Here is a 12,268-nt window from a genome sequence, read left to right as displayed (position 1 = left end):
CCGCGATTCCCCGGCCGGAGCAGGCCAAACCCGTCTGCTGTTACCCTCGCCAACCGTGGGCGAAGAGCACAGCGTGCGGGTGATCGGCAAGCGGGAATTCGATTTCGCGCGACAGGTCGCGGTGATGGGGATCGTCAACCGGACGCCTGATTCTTTCCACGACAAGGGCAGCACTTTCGCGCTCGACCACGCCCTGTCGGCCGCCGAGAAGGCGGCCGCGGCCGGCGCGGACTGGATCGACATCGGCGGCGTGCCGTTCGCGCCGGGCCCGGAGGTCAGCGCCGCGGTCGAGATCGACCGGGTGCTGCCGGTGGTGGTCAAGGCCCGGGACCTGGCCGTCGTCTCCGTCGACACTTTCCGGCCCGAGGTCGCCGCCGAGGTGATCAAGGCGGGCGCGGGCGTCATCAACGACACATCCGGCCTGCGCGACCCCGCGATGGCCGACGCGGTGGCGGGCACCGACGCCCAGCTGGTGATCACGCACAGCCTCGCGCCGCCGCGGACGCCCTGGCCCAGCCCGCGCTACGACGACGTGACGACCGAGGTCGCCGCGTTCCTGCGCGACCGGGTGAAACTCGCGCTCGATCGCGGCGTGCGGCCGGATCAGATCATCATCGACCCGGGCCACGACCTGAACAAGAACACGCTGCACTCGCTCGAGCTGACCCGGCGCCTCGACGAGATCGCGGCGGTCGGCTACCCGCTGCTGGCGGCGGTCAGCAACAAGGACTTCATCGGCGAGACGCTCGGCGCGACGCAGCACGACCGGCTCGCCGGCACCCTGGCCGCGGTGGTCTTCTGCATCCTGCACGGCGCCCGGATCGTCCGGGTGCACGACGTCGCCGCCACGGTCGGCGCCGTACGGATGACCGAGGCCATGCTCGGCTGGCGGCAGCCGGCCTACACCAGGCACAACGTTTGAATCCGCGCTAGGCGGCGTGCAGGGTCGGCCGGTAGATGAACTCCTGGGTACGGCCGTCGAGAGTCCGCGTCTCGAGCAGATCGAGGTCGAAGTCGGCCGCCCCGGCGAAGATCGGGGCGTCCCCGGTCCGGCCGGTGATCACCGGGAACAGCGTCACCTGCACCCGGTCGACCAGCCCGGCCGCCATCAGCGCGCGGTTCATCGACAGGCTGCCGTGCGACCGCAGCGGCACGTCCGACTCCTCCTTGAGCCGCGCGACGACCTCGACGGCGTTGCCCTTGACGACGGTCGCGTCCGGCCAGTCGAGCGGTTCCTGCAGTGTGTTCGACACGACGATCGCGGGCAGGCTCCGCATCCGGGTCACCCAGGCGTCGTGGACGGTCTTCTCGGTGCCGGCCGCCAGCATCTGCGCGAACGCCCGGTACGTGGTGGCCCCGAGCACCAACCGCTGTGCCGGTTCGTACTCGGCCAGGCGGTGCGCGAGCAGCTCCGGACCCTGCTTGCCCCAGTAACCGCCCCACGTATCGCCGGTGGCCCCGCCGAAGCCGTCAAGGCTGGTGAACACGTCAAACGTGTAGGTAGCAGTCACGACATTCTCCTCGAGTTTGGATTCATCGATTCTGAAGAGACAGACCGGCATCGAGGCCGAAACTCATCGGCCGTCCTCCTCGGCGCCGGTGAGTCAGAGCTTGTGCTCGAAGGTGCCGAGCAGGTCGTCCATCCACGGGGACCGCCGGACCGGGTCGGGGCCCACCACCCGCATGGCGCCGAGGCAGTTCAGCAGCATGCCGACCGCAAAGAAGTCGCGCGCCTCCTCGGCGCTCACGCCGGTCAACTCGCGCACCGCCTCGTACAGCCGGCCGAAACAGTCGCGCACCGGGTCGCCGATCGCCGGGTCGGCGCTGGCCGTGAACCCGTGCAGCAGCAGCGTGATCAGCTCACGCTCGGCCAGCAGGTCGTTGTAGGCCTCGCCGAGGCTGGCCAGGGTGGGCTCCTCGGCGGCCGCCCGCCGGAACCGCTCCTCGATCCGGGCGCCGGCGCGATTCACGGCCGCGATGAAAAGTTCCTGCTTCGTGCGGAAGATTCGAATCACGTACGGCTGGGAGACGCCCGCCAGGCGAGCGACCTGATCGGTCGTGGTGCCTGCGTAACCGCCATGGCTGAACGCGGTCACAGCGGCGGTGACGAGCTGCTCGTGACGCTCCTCCGCGGTGAGACGGGTACGGGTCATGTTGACAAGTTATCAGTCAATAACTAACGTGCCAAGCTAAGTTATCAGTGGATAACAACTTCGGGGAGCGAACCCATGACCACCACAGCCGTACGCCCGTCCCCGCCCGAGCGGCGCCGCGGAACCCGGCCCCTGGCCGCCGTGCTGGCCGCCGTCGGCATTCCCACCTTCATGGTCACGCTGGACAACCTGGTCGTGAGCACCGCGCTGCCGGTGATCCGCACCGACCTGAACTCGTCGCTGGCCGACCTGCAGTGGTTCGTCAACGCGTACACGCTGCCCTTCGCCGCTTTCCTGCTCACCGCGGCCGCGCTGGGCGACCGCATCGGCCGCCGCCGGATGTTCCTGGCCGGCATCACGGTCTTCACGCTCGCCTCGGCCGCCGCGGGCCTGGCCACCGAGTCGTGGCAGCTCACCGCGGCCCGCGCGGTACAGGGCCTCGGCGGGGCGGCGGTCGCGCCGCTGGCGCTCACCTTGCTCGCCCAGGCGGTCCCCGACCGGCTACGTACGGCGGCGGTCGGTATCTGGGGCGGCATCAGCGGCCTCGGCGTCGCGGTCGGCCCGGTCGTCGGCGGCGCCGTCGTCGAGGGCCTCGACTGGCACTGGATCTTCTGGCTGAACGTTCCCGTCGGCGTCGTGGCCATCGTGCTGGCCGCCACCGTGCTCGACGAGTCCCGCGGCGGCGCCCGCCGGCTCGACCCGCTCGGCCTGGTGCTCTCCGCGGCCGGAATGCTGCTGCTCATCTGGGGTGTCGTCGACGGGCCGGACCACGGCTGGAGCTCCACCCGGGTGCTCACCATGCTGATCTCCGGTGGCGTGCTGATCGCGGCGTTCATCGCCTGGCAGGCCCGCAACCGCACGCCGATGCTGCCCCTTTCGCTGTTCCGGTCGCGCGGCTTCAGCCTCGTCAACATCGTCACGCTGACCTTCTCGGCCGGCACGTTCGGCGCGGTGTTCCTGCTCGCCCAGTTCTTCCAGGTGGTGCAGGGGCTCAGCCCGCTCGACTCCGGCCTGCGCACCCTGCCGTGGACGATGGCGCCGATGGTGGTCGCGCCGCTCGCCGGCCTGTTCGGCGACCGCATCGGTCAGCGAAACCTCATCTTCGCCGGGCAGGTGCTCCTCGCCGGCGCGATTCTCTGGATCGGCGTCGGCACCTCCGCGACGGTGAGCTACAGCCACCTGGTGGGCGCGTTCGCGATGGCCGGCGTGGGCATGGGCCTGACTTTCGCGCCGATCAGCACCATGGCCCTGGCCAGCGTGAGCGAGCAGCAGCGAGGCGTCGCCTCCGGCGCCAACAACACCATCCGCGAGCTGGGCGTGGCGGTCGGCGTCGCCGCCCTGGCGTCAATCTTCAGCTCGTACGGCAGCTACGCCAGTCACGAAAGTTTCGTCGACGGTCTGCGGCCGGCCGTGCTGGTGGGCGCCGCGATCGTGGCCGCCGGGGCGGTGATCGCGCTGTGGCTCCCCCGGCGTGAGATCCACGCCGCCGAGAGCATCGACGGCTGAACGGCGATCGCGCGGCCCGCCGAGGTTCCCGCCTCGGCGGGCCGCTCGTTTCGCGTTTCCGTTCGGCGACACACTTTAACCCTGCGACACTTTCGCCCCGTGACACTTTCGCCCCGTGACACTTTCGCCCCGTGACACTTTCGCCCCGCGGCACTTTCCCTCCGCGACACTTTCGCCCCGCGACACGCTCTCCGCCCGCGACACTTTCGCCCGCGCGGCACGCTCCCCGAACCTTTCGCCCGGCGGCGTGCTCCCGCCCGCAACACTTTCGCCCCGCGCGGCACGCTCCCCGAACCTTTCGCCCGGCGGCGTGCTCCCGCCCGCGACACTTTCTCCCGGCGAACATGCTTTCCGCGCGGCGCGCTTTCCGCTTGCGGCGCCTTCAGTCGCCTGCGCGCCACCACAGATAGCCGGCCAGGCCGAGGGCCGCCAGGGCGATGGCGGCGCGCAGCGGGCGCTCCGGCGTGCGCCGGACCAGCGCCGGCCCCAGCCAGCTGCCGAGCAGGCACCCCACGCCGAGAAAGGCAGCCGCCGGCCAGTCGACCGGCGCCACCAGGGCGTAGATGACCGCGGCGGCCAGGTTGGACGCTCCGAGGGCGATGCTCTTCACCGCATTGGTCACCGGAAGCGGCTCGGTCGCGGCCACCGAGAGCACCGCCAGCATGAGTACGCCCGCGGCCGCCCCGAAATATCCGCCGTACACCCCGATCAGGAAGACGGCGGCCCCCAGCAGCGGAGGCGACATCGAGCGGTGCCCGGCCCAGCGGCGCAGCGGGTCGCGCAGCAGGAGCAGCGCCGCGCCGAGCGCGATCAGCACCGGCACGATCCGCTCGAACGCCTCCGACGGCGTCGCCAGCAGCAGCACCGCCCCGGCCAGCCCGCCGACCGCCGCGACCGCCGAGAGCCGCACCAGCCGCCGGCGATGACCGCGCAACTCCTGCCGGGCGCCGACCGCGGTGCCGACGGTGTTCGACAGCAGGGCCACCGTGTTGGTGACGTTGGCCGCGATGGGCGGAAGGCCGACCGCCAGCAACGCCGGATAGCTGGCCAGCGACGCGAGGCCGGCCATGGAGCCGGTCAGCCCGGCCCCGACGCCGCCGAGAGCGAGCAGGATCGCGTCGCCCGGCTGCACCGCGCCACCCTATCGGCCGCCCCCGCCGGCGGTGCGCTGCCGGCCGGAGTCGCAGCACGTGAGACAGCGGCCGACCGCGACCGGAGGCGCAGCAGGTAAGAAGGAGGTGCAGCAGGCGAGACGGAGGTGCAGCAGGTCAGACGGCGGCGCGCCCTCCCGGCCGGCGGCGCGCCGCGACCCGGAGGCGCAGCACGTGAGACGGCGGCCGGCCCCGAACCTGCGGTTGTGGACGCGCGCCCGCGTACGATATCGGCGTTTAAGGGGTTATGCGGTGTTGATTACCACGCCAGATCGAGCGCAACCGGAGCCCGGCGATCAGGGTGATGATGATCATGCAGGCGGATTCACGCCGGTGAGATCGTTCGCCGTGCGCCTCCCCGCCGCGGGTGATGCCGCCCGTGGGGCACCATGGGGTCGTGAGCATCGATGATCAGCTGGCGGAGTGGGGGCGGGGCGCGCAGGCGCTCGCGCTTCTCGACGCCGCTTTCGCGCAGGGCTGGATCACCTTTCTCGCGGAGCCTCGCGATCTGGCGTCGCTCGCGAAACTTTCCCAGCAAGACCCCGATCGCGTACGGGATGTGCTCGGCGCCCTGGTCGCGAACGGGATCGCCGTTGCCGAATCCGGGCGTTACCGGCTTGCCCCCGACGTCGCGGCGGCGGTTGCCGGCGACGCGCCCATGGACCTCGGCGCGAAAGTCGCGAACGCCCGGCTCGTGGCCCGGCAGGTCGAGAACGTGGTGCGCACCGGCGCGGCGCCACTGACCGCCCAGGAGGCCGTGGTGGTGGCGCGGTCCTTCGCGTTCCGGGCCGGTCCCGGTTCCCGCGCCGTGGTGACGATGTTGTTCGAGCCGATGCCGGAGATGTGGGAGGCGATGCGGGACGGCCGGCTGCTCGACGTGGGCAGCGGAGTCGGCGGTTTCGTGCTGACCGCCGCGACCATGCTGCCCGGCATGCGGGCGACCACTCTGGAGGTGGTTCCGGAGGTCGCCGCCGTCGCCGCGGCGCGGGCCAAGGACCTCGGAGTGGACGATCGGATCGACGTACGGTGCATGGACGCGCGCGATTTCGTCGCGGCGCAGGCGTACGACGTGGCGTTCTGGGCGCAGCCGTTCTTTCCCGCGGACGCGCGGGCCGCGACGCTCGCGACGATCCGGCGCAGCCTGCGTCCGGGCGGGTTGCTGCTGGTGCAGGAGCTGGAGGCGCCGTCGGAGGGTCCCGGTTTCGCGCTGCGCAGGCTCGTCGCGCAGGCGCAGGGAATTCCGTTCGCCCGGACGATCGAGGACCTGGTGGCCGAATGTGCCGACGCCGGTTTCGTCGACGCCCGCGTCATCACCTCCGATTTCGGGCGGGTGGCGCTGCTCACGGCGTGATCGTGCCCTCGGCTGGATTCGAACCAGCGACCTCCGGACTCGGAATCCGGCGCTCTCTCCCCTGAGCCACGAGGGCTTGCGGGTGACCGGCCGGATTCGAACCGGCGACCTCCGGGGCCACGTCCCGGCGCTCTGACCTGCTGAGCTACGGCCACAGTCGGGATAGCCGGATTCGAACCGACGGCCCCCGGTCCCCCGGACCGGTGCGCTACCAAGCTGCGCCACATCCCGCGAACTTTCATTTCCTTCGAGCGGCTGACCGGAATCGAACCGGTGGCCTCCACCATGGCGAGGTGGCGCTCGGCCTGCTGAGCTACAACCGCAAGAAAAACCGCCCGATCCCGGATCCGGGAGGGCGGCTCGGCGATCGCCGGCTGGCGCTAGCGGCGCCACCGTCCCGGAAGGGGCAGGGGAAAACCTCGAAGGCCGGTCACGGCAACCCGGCCGCACGGCGTGAGCCGCTGCGGAACGCTCGGGATATGCCGTGTCATCGCTTCTCTCCTACGCCCTGGAACTACGCCCCTGGAACCGGTCGGTGATTCCCAAGGTACGGGCGAGCCGAGCACGCGGGCAACGCATTAAGACAAAAGCCGGCGCCGGACCGATGAGAACGCGCAACGTCCGGCGTACAACCTCTGAGCGTGCCGTGGGGCGCGCGCCGGAGGAGAGAAACCATGGATGACCAGACGCTGCGCGAAGCGGTGGTGGCGGAGCGGACCGAGCTCGCCGCGATGCTCGGGGACCTGACGCCCGGGCAGTGGGCGGCGCCGTCGCTGTGCGCAGGATGGCGGGTCCGGGAGGTGGTCGCGCACATGACCATGCCGTTCCGGATGTCGGCGGCCGGTTTCGCGCTGGGGATGCTCAAGGCGCGGGGAAACTTTCATCGGATGGCGGATCGGCAGGCGAAGCAGGACACCGCGCGGCTGAGCGACGCCGAGTTGCTGGCGTCGCTGCGGAACAACGTCGAGCACCCGTGGCGGCCGCCGGGCGGCGGGATGGTGGGCGCGCTCTCCCACGACGTCATCCACGGGCTGGACATCTCGGTCGGGCTCGGGCTCGACCGGCGGCCGCCGGCGTCGCGGGTGCGGCTCATCCTCGATTCGATGAACAGCAAGAACATCCGCTACTTCGGTGCGGACCTGTCGGGGGTGCGGCTCGAGGCCGACGACCTCGACTGGAGTCTGGGCCAGGGCGCGCCGCTGCGGGGCAGCGCCGCCGACCTGCTGCTGGTGGTGTGCGGCCGGCGGATTCCGGCGCAGCTCCTGACGGGTACGGCGGCGGCGCGCTTCGCCGGCTGAGATGCGCCCCGCGCGCGGCCGGGCGAGAATCCGACAGGCGGTGGGGGAAACGCGCAGGTGGGGAAATCGGGCCGGCGCGGCGGATTCCGTTCGCCCACACGATCGGGGACCTGATGGCCGCGTGCGGCCATCAGGTCCGATTTCGGGCGGGTTGCGCTGGTCAGGGCACCGAGACCGGCATGACAGTCAAGGCCGGGCGGCGTAGACGCGGTTGAACGGCGTCTGCGCCACCTCACCGAACCGGCGGAACCCGGCCTCGGCGGCCAGCGCGGCGATCGGCGCCTCGCCGGCCTGGTTGCCCAGCGCGTCGGCGGCGCCCTCGGAGATGGCGTGCGGCACGCACAGGAACGTGGAGAAGGAGTAGTAGGACCGGCCGACCGGGGTGAGGTTCTCCGCCACCGACGTGCCGGCGAACGGCTCGACGATGAGCCACACGCCGTCCCCGGCGAGCGCGCCCCGGATGTGCCGGGCCGCCGCGAGCGGGTCACCCATGTCGTGCAGGCTGTCGAAGGTCGTGACCAGCCCGTATCCGGTCCCGGGAAAGTCCTGCGCGCGGGCGGCCGCGAAGGTGCACAGGCCGGCCGGGTGGGCCCGCGCCGCCGCCCGGGCGAGCTCGACCGAGCCCTGATGCGGGTCGAATCCGGTGACGGTCGAGGCCGGGTGGCTTTCGGCGAGAAGGCGGGTCGTGGTGCCCAGGCCACAGCCCACGTCGGCGACGGTGACGCCGGCGGCCAGCCGCTCGCCCAGCCCGTCGACGGCCGGAATCCAGGAACTGACCAGGTTGGCGACATACCCGGGGCGGAAGAACCGTTCGCAGCCGGTGAACACACCCGGGTGGTGCGTTCCCCACGCGACGCCGCGGCCGGTGCGGAAGGCGTCCTCGATCATCGCGCCGTCGGCGAGGCAGGCGGCCGCCAGTTCGAAACCACCCGAAAGATCCAGCCCGGCCGGATCAGCGAAAGCCAAGGCCTGTTCGGCGGTCATCGAGTACCGGCCCGTGGCGGGGTCGTACGAGATGTAGACGCTGGCCGCCTGCCCGGCCAGCCATTCGCGGACGTACCGTTCGGCGGTGCCGGTGTAGGTGGCCAACTCGGCCGAGGTGAACGGCCCGGCCTCGGCCAGCGCCCGGTACAGCCCCAGCTTGTCGCCGAGGATCACGTTGCCGGCCGAGATGGTCGCGCCGAGGTCGTTCACATAGCGGCCGAGCAGGTCGTCGAGCCGGCCCTGGTCCAGCGGGCGAGCGGGGTTCTCCTTGTTCACAGTCATGGCCGCGATCGTTGCCCGGCGGCGTTGCGGACACGTTGGGCAAACGTTGGCGCAAGCTAGGCGAGCAGGTCCGCGTACGTGTCCTGCGCCGCCCGGCACGGGTCGACCCCCAGTTCCTCGCGCAGCAGCGTCCTCAGCTTCTCGTAGGCGGCCAGCGCCTCGGCCACGTTGCCACGGGCCGCCAGTGCCCGCATCAGCAGCAGGTGCGCGGTCTCGCGCAGCGGGGCGACCTCGAGCAGTTCCCGCGCCGCGCGCTCCGCGCCGGGCAGCTCCGGGCCGCCGAGTTCCAGGCATGCCGCCGCGTAGCATTCGAGGCCGTTGGCGTACGCCTCGGCGAGGCGACGCCGCCACGACTCGACCCACACCGCGTCGGACTCGGGGAGAAACCGGCGACGGGCCACGAACTGCGCGGTCAGCGCGAGCGTCCAGGCCCGGCGCCAGTCGCGCCGGGCCAGCGCGGACTCGGCCGCGTGCAGGCTGGACAGGGCGGTCTCGACGTCCACGTGGGCCGGTTCCGGCAGGATGAGCGACAGGTCGGTGCGCCCGCGCAGCGCCTCCCGTCCGACGGCCGCGCGAACCTTGGAGACAATGACGTTCAGCGCCGCGGCCGCGGCGGCCGGCGGCGAGTCCGCCCACAACGCGCCGACGAGCGCGTCCCGGGTCACCCGCTGCGGGCGGGACAGGGCCAGGAAGGCGAACAGCAGCCGGCCCTGCCGCCCGGGCAGCGCCTGATCGACCCGGCGGCCGCCCAGCTCCACCGCGAACGCCCCACAGAGTTGGACCCGGCTGGACCCGGCTTCCACCGTCACGTTGCACACCTCGACCGGTTGGCGCTAAACCTGGAGGCTACCGCCGGAAAGGGGGCCCGGATGACGCGCCAGGTTCGCTGCGAATGCGGCTACACCGCTCGCGGCCAGACCGATGACGCGGTCATCGCCCTCGTCCTCACGCACCTGGAGACCGACCATCCCGACCTGGTCGGAACGGAGACGGCCGAGGACATCCGCGGGTGGATCGAGCTGCTGCCCGACTGATCCCGCGAAATACGCATTCATCGGCGGTCGCGACCGTGCGGCGGCGGCCGTGTTTCTCCGGCCGAAGTGCGGGCTCCCTCCGCTTCTCTTAGCGTCGATGGGGTGGCGGAGCAGAAGCCGAGCGGACGAGCCCCGGTGCGGCGGCCCCCGCGCGGCCGGGCGAAAGTCGGGCAGGCGGCGGGCAAGGCGCGGCTGCCCGAGCACGCGGTCACCGGCATCGTCGAGCCGGGCGTGGCGTCGACCCAGCCCGTTTTCGTGGATCCGAGCGGAACGCGGCGCCGGCGGGTGCGCGCGGTCGCGTACGCGATGGGGGTGTTGTTGATCCTCGCGCTGGCGGTGGTGTGGGTGAGTCAGCTGGTCGGACCGGCCGCCCCGCCGCCGCGGCCGGTCCCGTCCGTCTCGGTCCCGCGGTGACCGTCTACGGGACCCCGGCGCCGGTCGAGACCGGACCGCAACGGTCCCGGCGCGGGCCACGGTTGCTGTTCGCGCTGGTGGCGCTGCTGCTGATCGGGACGGTCGTGGTGGTCGAGGTGTACACCGACGCCGGATTCAGCCCGGACGGCACCACCCCGCGCTCGGCGCAGGACAACGACGTGCCCGCGGCCGTCCACGACGGCGGCGCGATCATCGGCATGGACGACGGGAAGCCCACCTCACGGCGGATGCCGGCCAGGACGATCGCGCTGACCTTCGACGACGGTCCCGATCCCACCTGGACTCCCCGCGTCCTCGACGTGCTCGCCAAGCACCACGTGCCGGCAACTTTCTTCGTGGTCGGCTCCCAGGTGGCGCGGAATCCCGGCCTCGCCCGGCGGATCACGGCCGAGGGGCACGAGATCGGCGCGCACACCTTCACCCACCCGGATCTCGCGCAACTTTCGCGGTGGCGCCGGCAAATGGAGAACTCACAGACCCAACTGGCGATCGCGTACGCCACCGGGCGCGGAACCGCGCTGCTCCGCCCGCCGTACTCGTCGACGGCGGACGCGCTCACCGACGACGATTACGCGACCGTGCGGGCGGTCGGCGAGCAGGGCTACCTGACCGTGCTCGACGACCTCGACAGCGAGGACTGGAAGCGGCCGGGCGTCGACCGGATCGTGCAGAACGCGACCCCGCGCGGCGACGACGGCGAGATCGTGCTGTTCCACGACGCGGGCGGCGACCGCGGGCAGACGGTGGCGGCGCTCGACCGGCTGATCCCGCTGCTGCAGCAGCGCGGCTACCGGTTCAGCACGGTGACCGGGCAGGTCAACCCCGAGGCGGGCACGGCGGAGGTCTGGCGGGGCCGGGCTCTCGCCTGGACCGTACGCGGGTCGGACGCCGTCCTGAGACTGCTCTGGGTCCTGCTGATCCTGGCCGGCGGCCTCATCGTGGCGCGCACGCTGATCCTTTTCGTGTTCTCGGTCGCGCATGCCCGGCGACGGCGCGCCCCGACCTGGTCGTGGGGGCCGGAGGTGAACGATCCGGTGACGATCGTGGTGCCCGCCTACAACGAGCGGGAGACCATCGGCGCCGCCGTGGCGTCGATGTCGCGCTCCGAGCACCCGGACGTGTCGGTGCTGGTGGTCGACGACGAGTCGACCGACGGCACCGCCGAGGTCGTCGAGGCCATGGACAACGTCCAGGTGGTACGGATTCCGAGCGGCGGAAAAGCGCGGGCGCTCAACGCCGGCGTGGCGCTGTCGCGGGCCGACCTGATCGTCATGGTCGACGCCGACACCGTGGTGCTGCCCGACTCCGTGCACCGCCTCGTCCAGCCGTTCGCCGACCCCGAGGTGGGCGCGGTCGCCGGCAACGTCAAGGTGAGCAACCGCCGCGGCCTGCTCGGCAAATGGCAGCACATCGAGTACGTGATCGGCTTCAACCTGGACCGGCGGCTCTACGACACTTTCGGCTGCATCCCCACCGTCCCCGGCGCGCTCGGCGCGTTCCGCCGGGCGGCGCTCGACGACACCCGCGGGCTCAGCACCGGCACGCTCGCCGAGGACACCGACCTGACCCTGGCCATCCAGCAGGCGGGGTGGCGGGTCGTCTACGAGGAGACGGCAGTCGCCTACACCGAGGCGCCGGCCACCGTCCGGCAGCTGTGGCGGCAGCGGTACCGGTGGAGCTACGGCACGATGCAGGCGCTGTGGAAACATCGCCACGGACATTTCGGCCGCACCCGGATCCCGTTCATCGCGCTGTTCAGCGTCGTGTTGCCGCTGCTCGCGCCCCTGATCGACCTGATGGCCGTGTACGGGCTGTTCTTCCTGGACCGGCAGATCACGTTGCTCGGCTGGCTGGCGATGCTGCTCGTCCAGACGGTGACCGCAGTGCTCGCTTTCCGCCTCGACCGGGAAAGTTTGCGCCCGCTGTGGACACTGCCGCTGCAGCAGGTCGTCTACCGCCAGGTGATGTACGCGGTGCTGCTCTCCTCGGCCCTGGCCGCGCTGACCGGGCGACGGCTGGGCTGGCAGAAGATACGACGGACGGGAGATTTCAGCGCCGCGCCGAGTGGGTAGAG

12 protein-coding genes and 4 tRNA genes are annotated in these 12,268 nt (G+C 71.7%); 7 read left to right on the top strand and 9 right to left on the bottom strand.

All coding sequences use genetic code 11. The features are described from left to right. The first annotated feature begins 55 nt into the window (after positions 1 to 55). Positions 56 to 922: a dihydropteroate synthase gene (folP, locus tag ACIA5D_RS09240; RefSeq protein ID WP_396029347.1), complete on the top strand. Its 867-nt coding sequence runs from the start codon at positions 56 to 58 to the stop codon at positions 920 to 922. A gap of 7 nt (positions 923 to 929) precedes the next feature. On the opposite strand, the gene ACIA5D_RS09235 is transcribed toward folP, so the two are convergent. Together ACIA5D_RS09235 and ACIA5D_RS09230 are read right to left on the bottom strand one after the other, a co-directional pair. Continuing rightward, positions 930 to 1,511: a dihydrofolate reductase family protein gene (locus ACIA5D_RS09235; RefSeq protein WP_396029346.1), complete on the bottom strand. Its 582-nt coding sequence runs from the start codon at positions 1,509 to 1,511 to the stop codon at positions 930 to 932. A 93-nt stretch (positions 1,512 to 1,604) separates the two neighbouring features. Then, positions 1,605 to 2,153: a TetR/AcrR family transcriptional regulator gene (locus ACIA5D_RS09230; protein WP_396029345.1), complete on the bottom strand. Its 549-nt coding sequence runs from the start codon at positions 2,151 to 2,153 to the stop codon at positions 1,605 to 1,607. Between the two features lie 75 nt (positions 2,154 to 2,228). Here ACIA5D_RS09230 and ACIA5D_RS09225 point away from each other — a divergent pair, with 75 nt between their 5' ends. Next, positions 2,229 to 3,659, top strand: coding sequence for a DHA2 family efflux MFS transporter permease subunit (locus ACIA5D_RS09225; RefSeq protein WP_396029344.1), 1,431 nt, complete (start codon positions 2,229 to 2,231; stop codon positions 3,657 to 3,659). Positions 3,660 to 4,041: 382 nt separating this feature from the next. Here ACIA5D_RS09225 and ACIA5D_RS09220 read toward each other — a convergent pair whose 3' ends face one another. Then, positions 4,042 to 4,791, bottom strand: a complete 750-nt coding sequence (locus ACIA5D_RS09220; RefSeq protein ID WP_396029343.1) for a sulfite exporter TauE/SafE family protein — start codon at positions 4,789 to 4,791, stop codon at positions 4,042 to 4,044. Positions 4,792 to 5,207: 416 nt separating this feature from the next. Here ACIA5D_RS09220 and ACIA5D_RS09215 point away from each other — a divergent pair, with 416 nt between their 5' ends. Then, positions 5,208 to 6,161: an SAM-dependent methyltransferase gene (locus tag ACIA5D_RS09215; RefSeq protein WP_396029342.1), complete on the top strand. Its 954-nt coding sequence runs from the start codon at positions 5,208 to 5,210 to the stop codon at positions 6,159 to 6,161. Between the two features lie 3 nt (positions 6,162 to 6,164). On the opposite strand, the gene ACIA5D_RS09210 is transcribed toward ACIA5D_RS09215, so the two are convergent. The 4 genes from ACIA5D_RS09210 to ACIA5D_RS09195 all read right to left on the bottom strand — a co-directional run bounded on the left by ACIA5D_RS09210 (position 6,165) and on the right by ACIA5D_RS09195 (position 6,484). After that, positions 6,165 to 6,237: transfer RNA gene (locus ACIA5D_RS09210), tRNA-Arg, on the bottom strand. A 5-nt stretch (positions 6,238 to 6,242) separates the two neighbouring features. After that, positions 6,243 to 6,316 (bottom strand) — tRNA-His (locus ACIA5D_RS09205). Between the two features lie 2 nt (positions 6,317 to 6,318). Continuing rightward, a tRNA-Pro gene (locus ACIA5D_RS09200) sits at positions 6,319 to 6,392 on the bottom strand. A 19-nt stretch (positions 6,393 to 6,411) separates the two neighbouring features. Continuing rightward, positions 6,412 to 6,484, bottom strand: a tRNA-Gly gene (locus tag ACIA5D_RS09195). A gap of 351 nt (positions 6,485 to 6,835) precedes the next feature. Here ACIA5D_RS09195 and ACIA5D_RS09190 point away from each other — a divergent pair. Further along, on the top strand, positions 6,836 to 7,459 hold the full coding sequence (locus ACIA5D_RS09190; RefSeq protein ID WP_396029341.1) for a maleylpyruvate isomerase family mycothiol-dependent enzyme: 624 nt from the start codon (positions 6,836 to 6,838) through the stop codon (positions 7,457 to 7,459). Between the two features lie 186 nt (positions 7,460 to 7,645). Here the strand turns inward: ACIA5D_RS09190 and ACIA5D_RS09185 are convergent, their stop codons facing one another. Next, positions 7,646 to 8,725 carry a class I SAM-dependent methyltransferase gene (locus ACIA5D_RS09185; RefSeq protein WP_396029340.1) on the bottom strand — a complete coding sequence of 360 codons (1,080 nt, stop codon included), beginning with the start codon at positions 8,723 to 8,725 and terminating at the stop codon, positions 7,646 to 7,648. 56 nt (positions 8,726 to 8,781) lie between these two features. Further along, a complete protein-coding gene (locus ACIA5D_RS09180) occupies positions 8,782 to 9,534 on the bottom strand; it encodes a BTAD domain-containing putative transcriptional regulator (protein ID WP_396029339.1) in 753 nt (250 codons plus the stop codon). 60 nt (positions 9,535 to 9,594) lie between these two features. Between ACIA5D_RS09180 and ACIA5D_RS09175 the strand changes: the two genes are divergently transcribed. The 3 genes from ACIA5D_RS09175 (at position 9,595) to ACIA5D_RS09165 (ending at position 12,266) form a co-directional block, all read left to right on the top strand. Next, a complete protein-coding gene (locus tag ACIA5D_RS09175; RefSeq protein WP_396029338.1) occupies positions 9,595 to 9,759 on the top strand; it encodes a DUF1059 domain-containing protein in 165 nt (54 codons plus the stop codon). A gap of 102 nt (positions 9,760 to 9,861) precedes the next feature. Further along, positions 9,862 to 10,173, top strand: a complete 312-nt coding sequence (locus ACIA5D_RS09170; RefSeq protein WP_396029337.1) for a hypothetical protein — start codon at positions 9,862 to 9,864, stop codon at positions 10,171 to 10,173. Continuing rightward, on the top strand, positions 10,170 to 12,266 hold the full coding sequence (locus ACIA5D_RS09165; RefSeq protein ID WP_396029336.1) for a bifunctional polysaccharide deacetylase/glycosyltransferase family 2 protein: 2,097 nt from the start codon (positions 10,170 to 10,172) through the stop codon (positions 12,264 to 12,266). Before ACIA5D_RS09170 ends, ACIA5D_RS09165 begins: the two co-directional genes overlap by 4 nt. The last annotated feature ends 2 nt before the right edge of the window (positions 12,267 to 12,268 follow it).

Source organism: Actinoplanes sp. NPDC051513, assembly GCF_044454685.1.
In the GTDB taxonomy this organism is placed as follows: Bacteria; Actinomycetota; Actinomycetes; order Mycobacteriales; family Micromonosporaceae; genus Actinoplanes.
This window is presented reverse-complemented; position numbering and strand designations above follow the sequence as displayed.

Bases quoted from the DNA above. Each gene is read 5' to 3' on its own strand.
- ACIA5D_RS09230 (WP_396029345.1), bottom strand. From the start codon at position 2,153: ATGACCCGTACCCGTCTCACCGCGGAGGAGCGTCACGAGCAGCTCGTC.
- ACIA5D_RS09225 (WP_396029344.1), top strand. From the start codon at position 2,229: ATGACCACCACAGCCGTACGCCCGTCCCCGCCCGAGCGGCGCCGCGGA.
- ACIA5D_RS09190 (WP_396029341.1), top strand. From the start codon at position 6,836: ATGGATGACCAGACGCTGCGCGAAGCGGTGGTGGCGGAGCGGACCGAG.
- ACIA5D_RS09185 (WP_396029340.1), bottom strand. From the start codon at position 8,725: ATGACTGTGAACAAGGAGAACCCCGCTCGCCCGCTGGACCAGGGCCGG.
- ACIA5D_RS09175 (WP_396029338.1), top strand. From the start codon at position 9,595: ATGACGCGCCAGGTTCGCTGCGAATGCGGCTACACCGCTCGCGGCCAG.